Below are 14,065 nucleotides of genomic sequence, written 5' to 3'. Positions count from 1 at the left end.
TTGTTTAAAAGCCCCCTCTTTAAAAGAAGGGGCTGGAGTAAGATTCTTATTTTAAGCTTCCTATCATATCTTCCGGGCGTACCCATTGATCAAACTGCTCGTTGGTTAATAAACCAAGTCCAAGGGCAGCTTCACGCAGTGATAAGTTCTCTTTCAATGCTTTTTTGGCAATTTTAGCAGCATTTTCATACCCGATATGCGGGTTTAATGCAGTAACCAGCATCAATGAGTTTTCCAGGTGCTTTTTGATACCTGCATAGTTTGGCTCAATGCCAACCGCGCAATGATCGTTAAAAGAAACGCAGGCATCCCCAATTAAACGGGCCGATTGCAGAAAGTTAGCTGCCATAACCGGTTTAAACACATTCAATTCATAATGTCCGTTTGATCCGGCAATGGAGATGGCTACATCATTACCCATAACCTGTGCAGCTACCATGGTAACAGCCTCGTTTTGGGTTGGATTTACTTTACCCGGCATGATAGATGATCCCGGCTCATTATCCGGAATGTGTATTTCACCAATACCTGAACGCGGACCGGAAGCCAGCATACGGATATCATTGGCAATTTTCATTAAAGAAACCGCAATTTGTTTCAAAGCGCCATGGCTTTCTACAATAGCATCGTGAGCGGCTAGTGCCTCAAATTTATTTTCAGCAGTGCGGAAAGGCAGGTTGGTAAATTTGGCAATGTACTCGGCTACCTTAACGTCATATCCTTTTGGTGTATTAATCCCTGTACCAACAGCGGTACCGCCCAAAGCCAGTTCAGAAAGGTGATCTAGCGTATTTCTTAAGGCCCTTAAGCCATGATCCAACTGCGATACATAGCCAGAAAACTCCTGACCCAAAGTAAGAGGCGTAGCATCCATTAAATGGGTGCGGCCAATTTTAACCACACTTTTAAAAGCTTCTGATTTTGCTTTCAAGGTATCGCGCAGCTTTTCAATACCCGGAATGGTAACATCAATTACCATTTTGTAGGCCGCAATGTGCATAGCGGTTGGGTAAGTATCGTTTGATGACTGTGATTTATTTACATCATCATTAGGGTGAATAAAGGTTTTACCCTCGCCCAGTTTATTTCCGGCTATAACGTGTGCACGGTTAGCAACAACCTCGTTCACGTTCATGTTTGATTGCGTACCCGATCCTGTTTGCCAGATAACCAGTGGAAATTCACCGGCCAATTTACCGGCCAGTATCTCATCGCAAACGGCAGCTATCTGATCGCGTTTTTCGGCAGGTAAAACACCGCAGTCAGTATTGGTATAAGCGGCGGCTTTTTTAAGGTAAGCAAAAGCAGCAATAATTTCTTTAGGCATAGATGCTTCCGGGCCTATTTTAAAGTTATTGCGTGATCTTTCTGTTTGTGCTCCCCAGTATTTATCGGCAGGTACCTGTACCTCGCCCATGGTATCGTGTTCGGTTCTGAAACTCATGGAATTTGTATTTTTTTACTGGGCAAAGTTATGTTTTTATGTGATGGTTGAAAACCCACAAGGGTAATCTTTTTAGTACAAAAATAAATATGATTATACAGCCGATTTCAAACATAAAAAACGAATTCTTAATTGCCGTCTTCACTTAAAAACTTCTTTCCGTCGCTTTTACCCAATTATTCAAATCTGTCATAGGCTGTGGGTTTTCCTTTATCCATTGAGCGCTTTCGGTGGTATTTCCATTAACCAGCCGGGCAAAGGCAGTCATGTTTGGCGATTGTGCCAGTTTGTAGAAATAATCGGCATAATATTTCCAGAAAAAGTCTTTCTCTGCATCTGTTTTCTTTTCCGACAATTGTCCGGCCAGCTCAAACATGCTTTTCAGTTCATACTCAAACAATGCCTGTCCGCTAAGTTTTTTCTGCTGACCCGAAAGCACTACCAGTGAAATGCCCATATTAAGGGTGCTTATATCATTGTTATCTTTTGGCGAAAGTAATATCGTTGCCTTACCATCCGCATCCCTCAAAACGCCTCCCTGTATAATATGCTGAATATTGTTATATGATTCAACGGAACGTGCCGTATTGGGCTCCAGCAAAATAAAACTGCAGAAACCCAGTAATGCCGGCACCCGTTTATTTTGATGAAAGCAAACCAGTGCATACATCCGCTGGCTGCTGGCATGTGTAGGATCAAGCTTAATGGCTTCAATAGCATACTTTTCGGCCTCAGCGTATTGTTTATATCTGAAATAAACCAGACCGAGGTTGTAGTATAACCGCTGGTAGGTTGGATTTGCTTTTATACCGGCAGTGTATGTTTCAATTGCCTTATCTTTCTGGTTATCCTTATCATAAATACTGCCCAATAAATCATAGGCACCAGCTGACAATGAAGTATTTGCCGCAATTACCTTTTGGATGTAAGGGATGCCATCATCACCTTTATTTGACAAAAACAGTGTATAAGCCATTTCAAAATCAGCATATAAATTCTCCTGATCTATTTTTAATGCTTCATTGTATTTCGCAATAGCTTCGGCATATTTACCTTCATCATTCAGTTTTACGCCCTCTTTTACCAATGTATGTGCATCTTCATTAGTTTGAGCAAAAGAAGCCCTGTAACATATAAGCAGTAAAACAGGTATAAACAGATATTTCAAAAATTTCATTTCTAAAAATATAAAGAGCTGGCAATTAAAAGAAAAAATAATTAAAACAATGTTTTAACCCTATTGTAATATTTCTGATTTTTACACACGATAAAGTGTGTGAAATTTATTTATAAGATTTGTGTATAAAAGTATCCTGACAATTGCCTCCCTTTCGTTCTTCTTAATATCCTGTTCATCAAAACAAAACGATAAAACAGCAGCCGATACCACCGCTGCAACCTCGGCTAAACCAGCAGTCCCTTTTGATCCTAAAGCTTTTTTAGCTTATAATCCTAAAGATGCTGATAAACGCATTGATGCTGTAATGCAGGAATTGCATCGTACACGTGGCTTTAATGGCAACGTATTAGTGGCCAAGCATGGTAAAATCATCTATGAAAAAGCAATTGGCTGGGCCGATTACCTGCATCGCGACAGCTTAAAAATAAATTCACAGTTTGAGCTTGCCTCGGTTACCAAAACCATGACCTCAACTGCTATACTGATGCTTTGGGAACAGGGCAAACTAACGCTGGATGATGACGTAAAAAAATACTTTCCTGATTTTCCTTATGATGGCGTTACCATCCGCCTGCTGCTCACTCACCGCTCAGGAATGATGAACTATGTTTATTTTACGGATGACCTTTATCGCGCAGAACATCGTGATGAACGGAAAGGATTATCTAACCAGGATGAAATGGCGCTGATTGCTCAATATAAACCACGTCCGTTTAATAAACCCAACAAAAGGTTCCTGTACAATAACTCCAACTTTATGGTACTGGGTTCTATTATTGAAAAGATAACCGGCCAGTCATATGCTGATTTTATGAAGAGCCATATTTTTAACCCTGCCGGGATGGAACATACTGCTGTTTACTCCAAGGCTGTTTATCAAAAAATTCCGGTTGATGTGGTTGGGCACGATAGAGGGCAATGGCGATATTCTGTTGCACAAAACTTTTTGGATGGCCCCGTTGGCGATAAGGGCATTTACAGCACCGTTGGCGATCTTTACCTTTTTGACCGCGCCCTTCGCGATGGCAGACTGTTAAAACAAGCCACCATGGATTCGGCCTATGTGCCACGCAACCCGATGATACATGGCCACTTTAGCTATGGCTACGGTTGGCGCATATTTGAAGCCCCTGGAAAACAAGTAATATACCATACCGGATGGTGGCACGGTTTCAGGCACATTTACCTGAGAGATATACAGGATGATATTACTGTGGTATTGTTAACCAACCTATCCAATGGAAGCTTGTTAAAACTGGATCCCCTGTTCAATGCTGTTGGCATGCCTATTGTACGTAAAAGTGCATACAAAGGAAACGGTGATACAAGTGATGATTAAAGGATTGGTTGATTGAGTTGGATAGGTGAATAGTTGATTAAGTTAAAAACGATTCGCTTAACAAAACCATTCACTTAATAAACCTAATCAACTACTAAACTTATAACAACATGTTTGATAAATTAATGGAAGCCCAGCAAAAGGCTGGCGAAGTAAAGAACAGGCTTGATGCCATTACAGTGACCGGCACTGCCGAAGGTGGAAAAATTACAGTTACAGCCAATGGCAATAAGGTGGTACAAAGCGTTACCATTGAAGATGCCTTTTTTAAAGATGCCGATAAAGAAGAGCTGGAAGAACTTTTAGCAATCGCTATAAACAAAGCTATGGAACAGGCAGACAATGTTAGCCAAAGTGAAATGGCGGCCATGACCAAAGAAATGTTTGGCGGCATGGGCGGATTGTTCTAAAAGTAGCAGGTAAGTAAAATTTCCTTTACACCCGCATCTATTCGGAACCGATAGAAGTTTGAACACTTATTATTTCGATATTTGCAGTGGACATTTTTATTATTTGGATTAACCCATTTAAAAACGCTATTTTATGAAAACTACCTTTTACGGACATGCCTCTTTTGAACTGGAAACAGCAGGCAAAAAGTTATTATTCGATCCATTTATATCGCCAAATCCATTGGCTAAAGACATTGATGTAAACAGTTTAAAACCTGATTATATCCTGGTATCACACGGTCACGGCGACCACATTGCTGATTTGGAAAGCATCCAGAAAAACAGTGGCGCCAAAGTAATTTGTATTGCTGAAATTGCCGGATGGCTTGGCGCCAAAGGAATTGAGAACACCCACGGCATGAATATTGGCGGTGGTTTTGATTTTGATTTTGGCCGTGTTAAAATGGTTTACGCTTTGCATTCCAGCTCAATGCCTGATGGAGCTTATGGTGGTACACCTGCAGGTTTTGTATTGTATACTGGTGGAAAGAAAATTTACTATGCAGGCGACACCGCGCTTACCCTTGACATGAAATTGCTGGCTGATGAAAATCTTGATTGGGCGATTCTTCCAATTGGTGATAATTACACCATGGGTGCTGATGATGCCATAAAAGCGGCAGAATTTATCAACTGCAAAAACATTATCGGTATGCATTATGATACTTTCCCGGTAATTAAGATTGACAAAGAAGTAGTAAAAGAAAAATTTAAAAAAGCAGGATTAAACCTTCATTTGCCAGCAATTGGCGAAAGCATAAGCCTTTAACAGCCATAAAAAAAGAGCATCCACTTAGATGCTCTTTTTTATTTATCTACTTTTTATCGTGGATATTAAATTATCGTACCGTTTGGTATAACAGCCCGCTTCTTAACAATTACAATTCCATCCTGCACAACGTACGAGCCATAATCGCCGTTTTCCAGTTTCTCTCCGCAATTTATCTGCACATCGTCCCCAATAAAGGAGTTCTTATCAATTATTGCATTTTTGATGTGGCACCTGTCTCCAATACCCATAATAGGAGCTTTGCTTTGGTGTGATTCTTCAATCTGCTCCAAAGTTTGATAATTATCATTACCCATCACATAGCAGTTTTCAACAATTGTCTCAAAACCTATACGTGAACGGATGCCAATAATAGACCGGGTAATGTGGCTTGCGTTAATGATGCACCCATCGGCTATAATCACCTTATCAACATGCGTGCCCGACATTTTTGAAGGCGGTAGCATACGAGCACGGGTATAAATAGGGTGTTTATCAAAAAGGTTAAAAAGTGGAATATCATCCGTTAAACCAAGGTTTGCATCAAAAAAGGAAGGTATGGTACCAATATCCGTCCAGTATCCCTCATATTGATAACTGATAACTTTATGCGTTTCTATAGATTGGGGAATAATTTCTTTACCAAAATCTGTACGGTCGTTACCCTGCAACAAATCATACAAAAGCTTACGGTTAAAGATATAAATACCCATTGAAGCCAGGTAAACTCGGCCTTCTGCCTGCATTTGCGGACTAACTTCTGATACCCAATTTTCAAACCCGCTTTTTGGTTTTTCAATAAAAGAAGTAACCAGGTTAGCTTCGTCTGTTTTTAATATACCAAAACCGGGGACATCATTTACATGCACGGGTATGGTGGCAATAGAAATATCAGCATCGGCCTTAATGTGGGCTTCGATCATTTCAGCAAAATCCATCTGATACAACTGATCGCCGGAAAGGATCAACACATACTCAAACTCATGTACGGCAAGGTGATGCAGGCTCTGCCTAACTGCATCAGCAGTACCCTGAAACCAGGCTACGCTTGATGGGGTTTGTTCGGCAGCCAAAATATCAACAAAAGCCTCGCTAAAACTGCTGAAGTGATAGGTGTTTTTTATATGCTTGTTTAGTGACGCCGAGTTAAATTGCGTTAGTACGTATATCCTATCGATGCCCGAATGCAGGCAGTTGGAAATAGGGATATCAACCAGGCGGTATTTACCTGCAATAGGTACTGCCGGCTTTGAACGTGTTGCAGTTAGTGGAGATAACCGGCTTCCCTGGCCGCCACCAAGTACTATGCAAATTGCTTTTGAGGTCATATTATTGGAGTTAAACTTTTGTATAGATCAATATATTCTTTTGCCGACCGATCCCACGAGAAGTCAAGCGACATCATTGTTTTGCGCAGCGATTGCAGCTGCGTGTTATTTTCATAAAGCACTAAAGCACGACTAACCGCGTCACAAATATCTTCAACACTGGCATTGTTATAACGGATGCCGTAGCCACCTTCGTCGCCAAAGTCAATTACGGTATCTTTTAATCCGCCGGTAGTTCTAACCATTGGCATGGTACCATAGCGCAAAGCATACAACTGGTTTAGGCCACAGGGCTCTACCCTCGAAGGCATGAGCAAAAAGTCAGAACCTGCATAAATTAAATGCGCTAAGGCCTCATCATAACCAATAAACACATTACATTGTTCTGGATAAAATGATTTTAATTCAAGTAGTTCCGTTTCTGTTTCTTTATCACCTGCACCAAGTACTAAAAAGTTAAATTTCCCCTCGTGTTCATTAAAGCTTCTCTCCATTGCCGAAGCAATCAAATCGGCACCTTTCTCCACTACCAGACGTCCAATAAAGGAGATTAATGGTTTATCGGGCGAGAAATCAAATCGGGTACATAGTATTTCTTTATCGGCTTGTTTACCCTTTGCAATTTGTGTAACGGAAAACTTTTTAGGAATCATCGGATCTGTTTTTGGATCCCACACCTCCGTATCAATTCCATTTAAAATACCAAAGCCTTTAGCATGCTCCATATAAAATAAATATTCCAGGCCATTTGAGTTTATGGTAAGCTCGTATAAATAAGTTGGTGACACAGTAGTATATTTCCAGCAGCATTTTACCGCACAGGCCAATGGATTTATTGCGCCGTTCCAATCAAGCAAGCCTGTTTTATAAAGGTCAATCTCTGGCAGGTAGGCTAATTTATCCCAGCCAAAAGCACCATGATATTGCCCGTTATGAATAGTAAAAACGGTTGGCGTATTGGCTAACCGGGTGTATAATTTAGAATGTTTTAATAAAAACGGCACCAGGCCCGAATGGTGATCATGACAATGAATAATATCAGGCGATTGCTGGGAGTAGTTAATCCAATCTAAAAAAGCTATTTGAAAAGCAATGAATTGTTCTGTTTCATCAGGATAGCTGTAAACCTCTTCCCTGTCAATCAAACCAGGAATTTTAACCAGGTAAAGCTCAAATCCCAGTTTATCTGTTTTTTCTTTTAGTATCTCAAAATAAAGTCGGCGTGTACCCAACAGAGTTGATGCCTGGAAAACAGTATCAAACTCATTTTCCTGCACAAACTTACGGTTATAATAAGGCATCACTACAGCAGCCTGCAAACCAGCCAAATTTTGATATTTAGGCAGCGCGCCAACTACGTCTGCCAGCCCGCCCACCTTGGCAACGGGATAACATTCAGCACTCAGATGAAATATTCTCATTGGGGATTATTATTGGCTCAATTTAAGCAAAGAATTGCTTAAATATAGAACGGAACAAACTACAATCTGTTTAAAAAAACATTTTTATTATTTGTTTAGCTTTACTATCATTTCGTTTATAAAATAAGATATAATATTCTTGATTTTTACGAAAATGGCATTTTAAGACACAATAATGACAAGCTTATTAATAAAATGACAATAAATAAAATACTCAAATATGTAATTCAGGTATGAATTAAAGCAATTATTGGCGGGGAAATATTATTTACCTGGCCGTATTTATTTAATATAGATCAAACATCATCTATCATAATGTTTGATCTATATTATCCCGGTCATCAATTTTAAAATTGTTTTATTTGGAGGCAGCCTGTATATCCTCTCTTAAAATAGGATTATTACAGGAGCTTTTACTTAACCATTAATGCGCTTCCAGCCAATTGGCACCTGTCCCAATTTCAACCATAATAGGCACCGTGGTTTTGATAGCGTTTTTCATATTTTCCATAATGATAGGTTTTACAATTTCCACTTCGTTATGGGGCACATCAAACACCAACTCATCATGTACCTGCATAGTCATACGGGCATCTAATTTCCTGAGGTTAAATTCGCGGTGAATGTTAATCATGGCAATTTTGATCATGTCGGCAGCCGAGCCCTGTATTGGTGCATTGATGGCATTTCGTTCTGCAAAGCCGCGAACGGTTGCATTGGCCGAATTAATATCACGCAGGTATCTGCGCCTGCCCATCAATGTACATACGTAACCATTTTCCCGGGCAAAGTTCATGGTATCGGCCATGTAATTTTTAATGCCGGGGAACTGTATAAAGTAGTTATCAATAATCTCAGCAGCTTCCTTACGCGGTATACCCAGATTTTGTGATAAACCAAAGGCAGATTGCCCGTAGATGATTCCGAAGTTTACGGCCTTGGCATTGCGGCGCTGTTCGCTGGTTACTTCATCCAAAGCAATACCGTAAACATTGGCAGCCGTTGCAGTGTGAATATCCAGATTTTTAACAAAGGCATCCATCATATTGGCATCCTTGCTTATTTCAGCAATAATGCGCAGCTCAATCTGCGAATAATCGGCAGATACGATAGTATGACCACTATCCCTTGGGATAAATGCTTTCCGCACTTCCCTGCCCCGCTCTGTTCTGATTGGAATATTCTGCAGGTTAGGATTGGTGGAGCTTAGGCGCCCGGTAGCAGCAACCGCCTGGTTATAGGAGGTATGCACCCTGCCTGTTTTAGGGTTTACCATTTGTGGCAACGCGTCAACATATGTTGATTTTAACTTTTGCAGCTGACGGTAATCCAGAATATCCCTAACAATATCGCTTTTTGCAGCCAATGAAAGCAATACATCCTCCCCTGTTTGATATTGGCCCGTTTTAGTTTTTTTTGCTTTGGGATCGAGCATTAGTTTTTCAAAAAGCACTTCGCCCAATTGCTTAGGCGATGCAATATTGAAACGGACACCAGCCTTTTCATAAACCGTTTTCTCCAGCTTGGCAACATCGGTTTCCAGTTCTTTTGAAAATTCTTTTAGTGTATCATGGTCTATCTTTACCCCTTCAAATTCAATATCAGCCAATACATAAATCAGTGGATGTTCAATTTCATGGATCAGTTTTTCACTTTCAACCTCTTTTAGCTTAGGCTCAAAAACTGTCCTTAATTGCAGGGTGATATCGGCATCTTCAGCGGCATATTCTTTTATCTTTTCAATCTCTACATCGCGCATACTGCCCTGATTCTTGCCTTTGGCACCTATCAGTTCGGTTATAGAAACCGGTTTATAGCTCAGGTAATTTTCAGACAAAATATCCATATTATGGCGGGTATCCGGATCAATGATGTAATGCGCCATCATGGTGTCAAACAACTCACCTTTTACCTCAATGCCATACCATTTCAGCATCAGGATATCAAATTTCAGGTTCTGTCCGGTTTTGCCGATAGCCGGGTTTTCCAGTACAGCTTTAAACTCATTGGCAATGGCCTGCGCTTCCGGTTGATCAGCTGGAACAGGAACATACCAGGCTTCGCCAGCTTTTATGGCAAATGATAAACCTACCAATTCGCAAAAATTAGCATCGGTGCCGGTTGTTTCCGTATCAAAGCAAAAGCTTTTTTGCTGGGCTAATATATTGATCAGTTCCTTACGTTTTTCAGCGGTATCAGCCAAATGATATTCATGCGGAACGGTATTTATATTTTTAATATCAAGAGGTACAGGCGCTTCGTAAATATCTTCTACGTCAACCGTTAATGTTGTTCTGCCATCGGCAACAGGATTGCCAAACAGATCTGTTTGGATAGATACGGCTTTGGTTTCGGTAATGCTGAAATCGTCGCCAAAAACACGTTTTCCAAGAGTACGGAATTCCAGTTCAGCAAATAAGGGCTCCAACAAATCCTTGCTTGGTGCACACATTTCTAAACCCGCCTCATCAAGCTCAACAGGTGCATTTAGGTTGATAGTAGCTAATCGTTTGGACATTAATCCCTGCTCTGCAAAAGCTTCAACATTTTCACGCTGCTTGCCCTTTAACTCATGGCTATGATTAATGATCTCTTCAACCGATCCGTATTGTTTAATTAATGCTTTGGCTGTTTTTTCACCAATTCCGGGTATGCCTGGAATACCATCAACCGCATCTCCCCAAAGGCCCAGGATATCTATCACCTGCTCTACGCGCTCTATTTCCCATTTCTCTAACACTTCTTTTACACCCAGTATCTCCATGTCATTTCCCATTCGGGCAGGTTTGTACATAAAAATATTTTCGGATACCAGCTGTGCAAAATCCTTATCGGGCGTCATGCAATAAACCTGGTAGCCTTTTGCTTCGGCCTTTTTAGCCAGGGTACCGATAATATCATCAGCTTCATAACCATCAGAGGTAATAAGCGGTATATTGAAACCTAATACCACTTTAAAGATGTAAGGTAAAGCAGTAGACAAATCCTCGGGCATGGTTTCACGATGAGCTTTATAGGCTTCAAATTCGGTATGACGTTCTGTAGGTGCCTCGGTATCAAACACTACGGCCATGTGGGTGGGCTTTTCCTTTTTTAAAACCTCCAGCAAGGTATTGGTAAAACCCATAATAGCCGAAGTATTTAAGCCTCCCGACGTAAAGCGCGGGTTTTTACTCAAAGCAAAATGCGCCCGGTAAATAAGGGCCATGCCATCCAGAAGAAATAGTTTTTTCATTTTATTTTTGATTGCACTGATTATTATTTGTGATTGCACCAATTGCTATATGATTTCGCGGCAACTAAGCGATTCACAAATTACAAAGCGATTTATTGAAAAAAGTGTGTTTCAAAAATACAATTTAGTTACTCACTAAATCAATCGGCACGTTCATTTTTTCCAATTCCTAAAATCAATAAAATCATCGGTCTAAATCGGTGAAATCATTTCCATCAATCGGTGAAATCAAAATTACTTAAAGCTGCAATCGGGCAAATGATCATTCACCATACCGGTGGCCTGCATATGGGCATAGCAAATGGTAGTGCCAAAAAACTTAAAGCCCCGTTTTTTCATATCCTTGCTAATGGCATCAGAAATAGGTGTGCTTGCCGGAACCAATCCCGAAAAATTATTGATTGGCTTACCATCGGGCATAAAGCTGTACAGGTATTTATCAAACGAACCAAATTCCTTCTGAACGCCGATAAACAGTTTGGCATTATTAATAGCAGCCAATATTTTTAAGCGGTTACGGATAATACCAGTATCCTGCATTAAGCGCTCCACATCCTCATCAGTAAAGGCGGCCACCTTATGAACATCAAAATCAACAAAAGCCTTGCGGTAACCATTTCGTCTGCGCAAAATGGTTATCCAGCTCAGTCCCGCCTGTGCCGATTCCAATACCAAAAATTCGAAAAGTATTTTATCATCATGAACTTCTTTACCCCACTCATCATCATGGTATTTCATGTAGAGCTCATCCGTTCCGGGCCAGATGCATCTTTTTAAGTTTTCGGTTGGCAGTTTTGAGTTGGCAGTTGACATATTGCTAATTTTAAAAGCTAAATTAAACTAATAAAGCTACTGTACACTATTAACTGCCAACTTCATTCAACTCGTCCCAGTACTCAACAGCACGGCGGTAATGCGGAATAACTATCGATCCGCCGACCAAATTGGCAATCATAAATACTTCGTTCATCTCATAGTGATTGACGCCCGCCTCGTGGCATTTTCCTAAATGGTATTTGATGCAATCATCACAACGCAATACCATGGAAGCTACAAGCCCAAGCATCTCTTTGGTTTTTACATCAAGCGCTCCGTCGGCATAGGTAGTGGTATCCAGCGCAAAGAAACGTTTGATGTTGGTGTTCGCGGTTTCCATTATCCTGTCGTTCATTTTGGTTCGATAGGATTCAAATTCTTCTATAAGGGACATATAATATTGATTTAATGTTATGTAATGATAACTCTTTAAAGCACCATCAAGCTTACAAATTGAACTATAAAATTTGGTGTATAAAAATCCGAAATAGAACATTTAAATCCCGAAATAAAAAAATACTTTTACTTAACAATTGAAAACTATGGAAAGCTTATCCCCCAATATTTTTGTGAATGATATTGCCGAAACCATTGATTTTTATAAATCGATAGGCTTTCAGGTAGCAATGACCGTTCCTGAAACTGGAACCGAATTTGTTTGGGCCATGATGGTTAATGGCGATGTTACCTTTATGTTTCAAACTTTTGAAAGTTTGGGCGATGAACTGCCAAACATCAACCGTCATAATGGAGGCTCTTTACTCCTGTATATCAAACTAAAAAAGATCAGGGAGTTTTTTGGTTTGATACACGAAAAAGTGACTGTACTTAAACCATTGGAAACTACTTTTTACGGGGCCACTGAATTTTCCATACTGGACAATAATAACTATGTGCTAACCTTTGCAGAAGACGAATAATGATTGATTTTATACGTGCGGATCATATCCACATTTGTGTCCCCAAGGAGCGGTTAGAAGAAGCGAAGATCTTTTATACTGACGTAATGGGCTTGCAACTGATTGACCGGCCCAATCATCTTTTCAGCACCGCTGGTTATTGGTTAAACATTGGCAATATCCAATTGCACATTGGGGTTGAACCTTTTAAGGGCCGGTCCATAAGGCATACGGCTTTTGAAGTAGCTGACATTACTGCTGCAAGGGCGCATCTTCAAAAAAACCATATTGAAATAACCGAAGAACCTGCAATTCCCGGTCGTACAAGATTTGCTTTTATTGATCCTTTTGGCAACAGAATGGAGCTTTTGCAGCTAATAGATTGAGTTTTTATTTTGATTTGAAAAATAGTATTTTAGAGAACTGTAACGCATGGCATTCCGTATCTAACCATACACCTAAATATTATTATTTATGAAGTTCATTTCTCCAACTATTCATGGTTTAATTGATTACCTGGTTGTAGTATTTCTGCTGACTTCACCGGCTACATTTGGCTTTACCGGACTACTAGCGGGTTTTACTTATGTTATAGGAATAATACATTTATTACTTACTATTTGTACAGAATACAAATTGGGGATTTTTAAATTTATTCCTTTAACCATACACAGTGGTATTGAGCTAATGATGGGTGTATTGCTTATAGTGATTGCTTACACGCTTTTCAGCAATAATTCAGAAGGGAAACTGTTTTACGTAATATTTGGAACGGTAATTTTGCTCACCTGGCTGTTTACCGATTATAAAGGCATTCATCATAAAAAAGTTGAAACTACCTGATTCTATAACGCCAGTTCAATAGAGGGGTCCCAAAATAGTGTTTTAAAATCCTGCACCTGATCATCTATTACTTTTACGCCTTCGCTTTCCAGTAATTGCTCCATTAAATTACCACCGAAATGAAACTTTGCAGTCAACAAACCCTGCCGGTTAACTACCCGGTGAGCGGGCACAGGAGGATTAGCCTTACCACAAGCCTGCATGGCATAACCCACCATTCTTGATGATCCTTTTGTACCCAGGTAAGCTGCTATAGCGCCATAAGAAGTTACCCTGCCCGGTGGAATAAGCCTGACAACTTCATAAACCCGTTCAAAAAAGTTATCATCTTTCATTCAG

14 protein-coding genes are annotated in these 14,065 nt (G+C 40.2%); 6 read left to right on the top strand and 8 right to left on the bottom strand.

Annotated elements, in window-relative coordinates; translation table 11 throughout:
* Positions 1 to 46: 46 nt before the first annotated feature.
* Both fumC and JN11_RS14400 read right to left on the bottom strand, forming a co-directional pair.
* Complete coding sequence (gene fumC / locus JN11_RS14405) at positions 47 to 1,444, bottom strand: class II fumarate hydratase (protein ID WP_144913657.1); 1,398 nt, start codon at positions 1,442 to 1,444, stop codon at positions 47 to 49.
* A 145-nt stretch (positions 1,445 to 1,589) separates the two neighbouring features.
* Positions 1,590 to 2,621: a tetratricopeptide repeat protein gene (locus JN11_RS14400; RefSeq protein ID WP_144913655.1), complete on the bottom strand. Its 1,032-nt coding sequence runs from the start codon at positions 2,619 to 2,621 to the stop codon at positions 1,590 to 1,592.
* Between the two features lie 121 nt (positions 2,622 to 2,742).
* Here JN11_RS14400 and JN11_RS14395 point away from each other — a divergent pair, with 121 nt between their 5' ends.
* The 3 genes from JN11_RS14395 (at position 2,743) to JN11_RS14385 (ending at position 5,184) form a co-directional block, all read left to right on the top strand.
* The gene (locus tag JN11_RS14395) at positions 2,743 to 3,963 is read left to right on the top strand and encodes a serine hydrolase domain-containing protein (protein WP_246139013.1); all 1,221 of its coding nucleotides are present in this window, start codon (positions 2,743 to 2,745) and stop codon (positions 3,961 to 3,963) included.
* Between the two features lie 110 nt (positions 3,964 to 4,073).
* Positions 4,074 to 4,373, top strand: a complete 300-nt coding sequence (locus JN11_RS14390) for a YbaB/EbfC family nucleoid-associated protein (RefSeq protein WP_144913653.1) — start codon at positions 4,074 to 4,076, stop codon at positions 4,371 to 4,373.
* A gap of 133 nt (positions 4,374 to 4,506) precedes the next feature.
* The gene (locus JN11_RS14385) at positions 4,507 to 5,184 is read left to right on the top strand and encodes a metal-dependent hydrolase (RefSeq protein WP_144913650.1); all 678 of its coding nucleotides are present in this window, start codon (positions 4,507 to 4,509) and stop codon (positions 5,182 to 5,184) included.
* Positions 5,185 to 5,249: 65 nt separating this feature from the next.
* On the opposite strand, the gene JN11_RS14380 is transcribed toward JN11_RS14385, so the two are convergent.
* From JN11_RS14380 to JN11_RS14360, 5 genes are all read right to left on the bottom strand, one after another.
* Positions 5,250 to 6,512, bottom strand: a complete 1,263-nt coding sequence (locus tag JN11_RS14380; RefSeq protein WP_144913648.1) for a glucose-1-phosphate adenylyltransferase — start codon at positions 6,510 to 6,512, stop codon at positions 5,250 to 5,252.
* Complete coding sequence (locus JN11_RS14375) at positions 6,509 to 7,933, bottom strand: glycogen synthase (protein ID WP_144913647.1); 1,425 nt, start codon at positions 7,931 to 7,933, stop codon at positions 6,509 to 6,511. The genes JN11_RS14380 and JN11_RS14375 overlap by 4 nt, the downstream gene beginning before the upstream one ends.
* Before the next feature lie 424 nt (positions 7,934 to 8,357).
* Positions 8,358 to 11,168, bottom strand: coding sequence for a DNA polymerase I (gene polA / locus JN11_RS14370; protein ID WP_144913645.1), 2,811 nt, complete (start codon positions 11,166 to 11,168; stop codon positions 8,358 to 8,360).
* A gap of 234 nt (positions 11,169 to 11,402) precedes the next feature.
* Complete coding sequence (locus JN11_RS14365) at positions 11,403 to 11,981, bottom strand: DNA-3-methyladenine glycosylase I (RefSeq protein ID WP_144913643.1); 579 nt, start codon at positions 11,979 to 11,981, stop codon at positions 11,403 to 11,405.
* Between the two features lie 49 nt (positions 11,982 to 12,030).
* Positions 12,031 to 12,324 carry a carboxymuconolactone decarboxylase family protein gene (locus tag JN11_RS14360; protein ID WP_246139012.1) on the bottom strand — a complete coding sequence of 98 codons (294 nt, stop codon included), beginning with the start codon at positions 12,322 to 12,324 and terminating at the stop codon, positions 12,031 to 12,033.
* Positions 12,325 to 12,526: 202 nt separating this feature from the next.
* Here JN11_RS14360 and JN11_RS14355 point away from each other — a divergent pair, with 202 nt between their 5' ends.
* The 3 genes from JN11_RS14355 to JN11_RS14345 all read left to right on the top strand — a co-directional run bounded on the left by JN11_RS14355 (position 12,527) and on the right by JN11_RS14345 (position 13,726).
* Entirely contained in the window at positions 12,527 to 12,904 is a 378-nt protein-coding gene (locus tag JN11_RS14355; protein ID WP_144913641.1) for a VOC family protein, read from the top strand.
* Positions 12,904 to 13,269 (top strand): VOC family protein, encoded by a 366-nt coding sequence (locus tag JN11_RS14350; protein ID WP_144913639.1) that lies wholly within the window; start codon positions 12,904 to 12,906, stop codon positions 13,267 to 13,269. Before JN11_RS14355 ends, JN11_RS14350 begins: the two co-directional genes overlap by 1 nt.
* A gap of 88 nt (positions 13,270 to 13,357) precedes the next feature.
* Complete coding sequence (locus JN11_RS14345; RefSeq protein ID WP_144913637.1) at positions 13,358 to 13,726, top strand: hypothetical protein; 369 nt, start codon at positions 13,358 to 13,360, stop codon at positions 13,724 to 13,726.
* A gap of 2 nt (positions 13,727 to 13,728) precedes the next feature.
* Here JN11_RS14345 and JN11_RS14340 read toward each other — a convergent pair whose 3' ends face one another.
* Positions 13,729 to 14,061 carry an MGMT family protein gene (locus tag JN11_RS14340; protein WP_144913635.1) on the bottom strand — a complete coding sequence of 111 codons (333 nt, stop codon included), beginning with the start codon at positions 14,059 to 14,061 and terminating at the stop codon, positions 13,729 to 13,731.
* Between the last annotated feature and the right edge of the window lie 4 nt (positions 14,062 to 14,065).

It is taken from the genome of Mucilaginibacter frigoritolerans, assembly GCF_007830615.1.
GTDB classification, from domain to species: Bacteria; Bacteroidota; Bacteroidia; order Sphingobacteriales; family Sphingobacteriaceae; genus Mucilaginibacter; species Mucilaginibacter frigoritolerans.
Note: the sequence above shows the minus strand (reverse complement) of the source record. Positions and strands in the feature narration are given on the sequence as shown.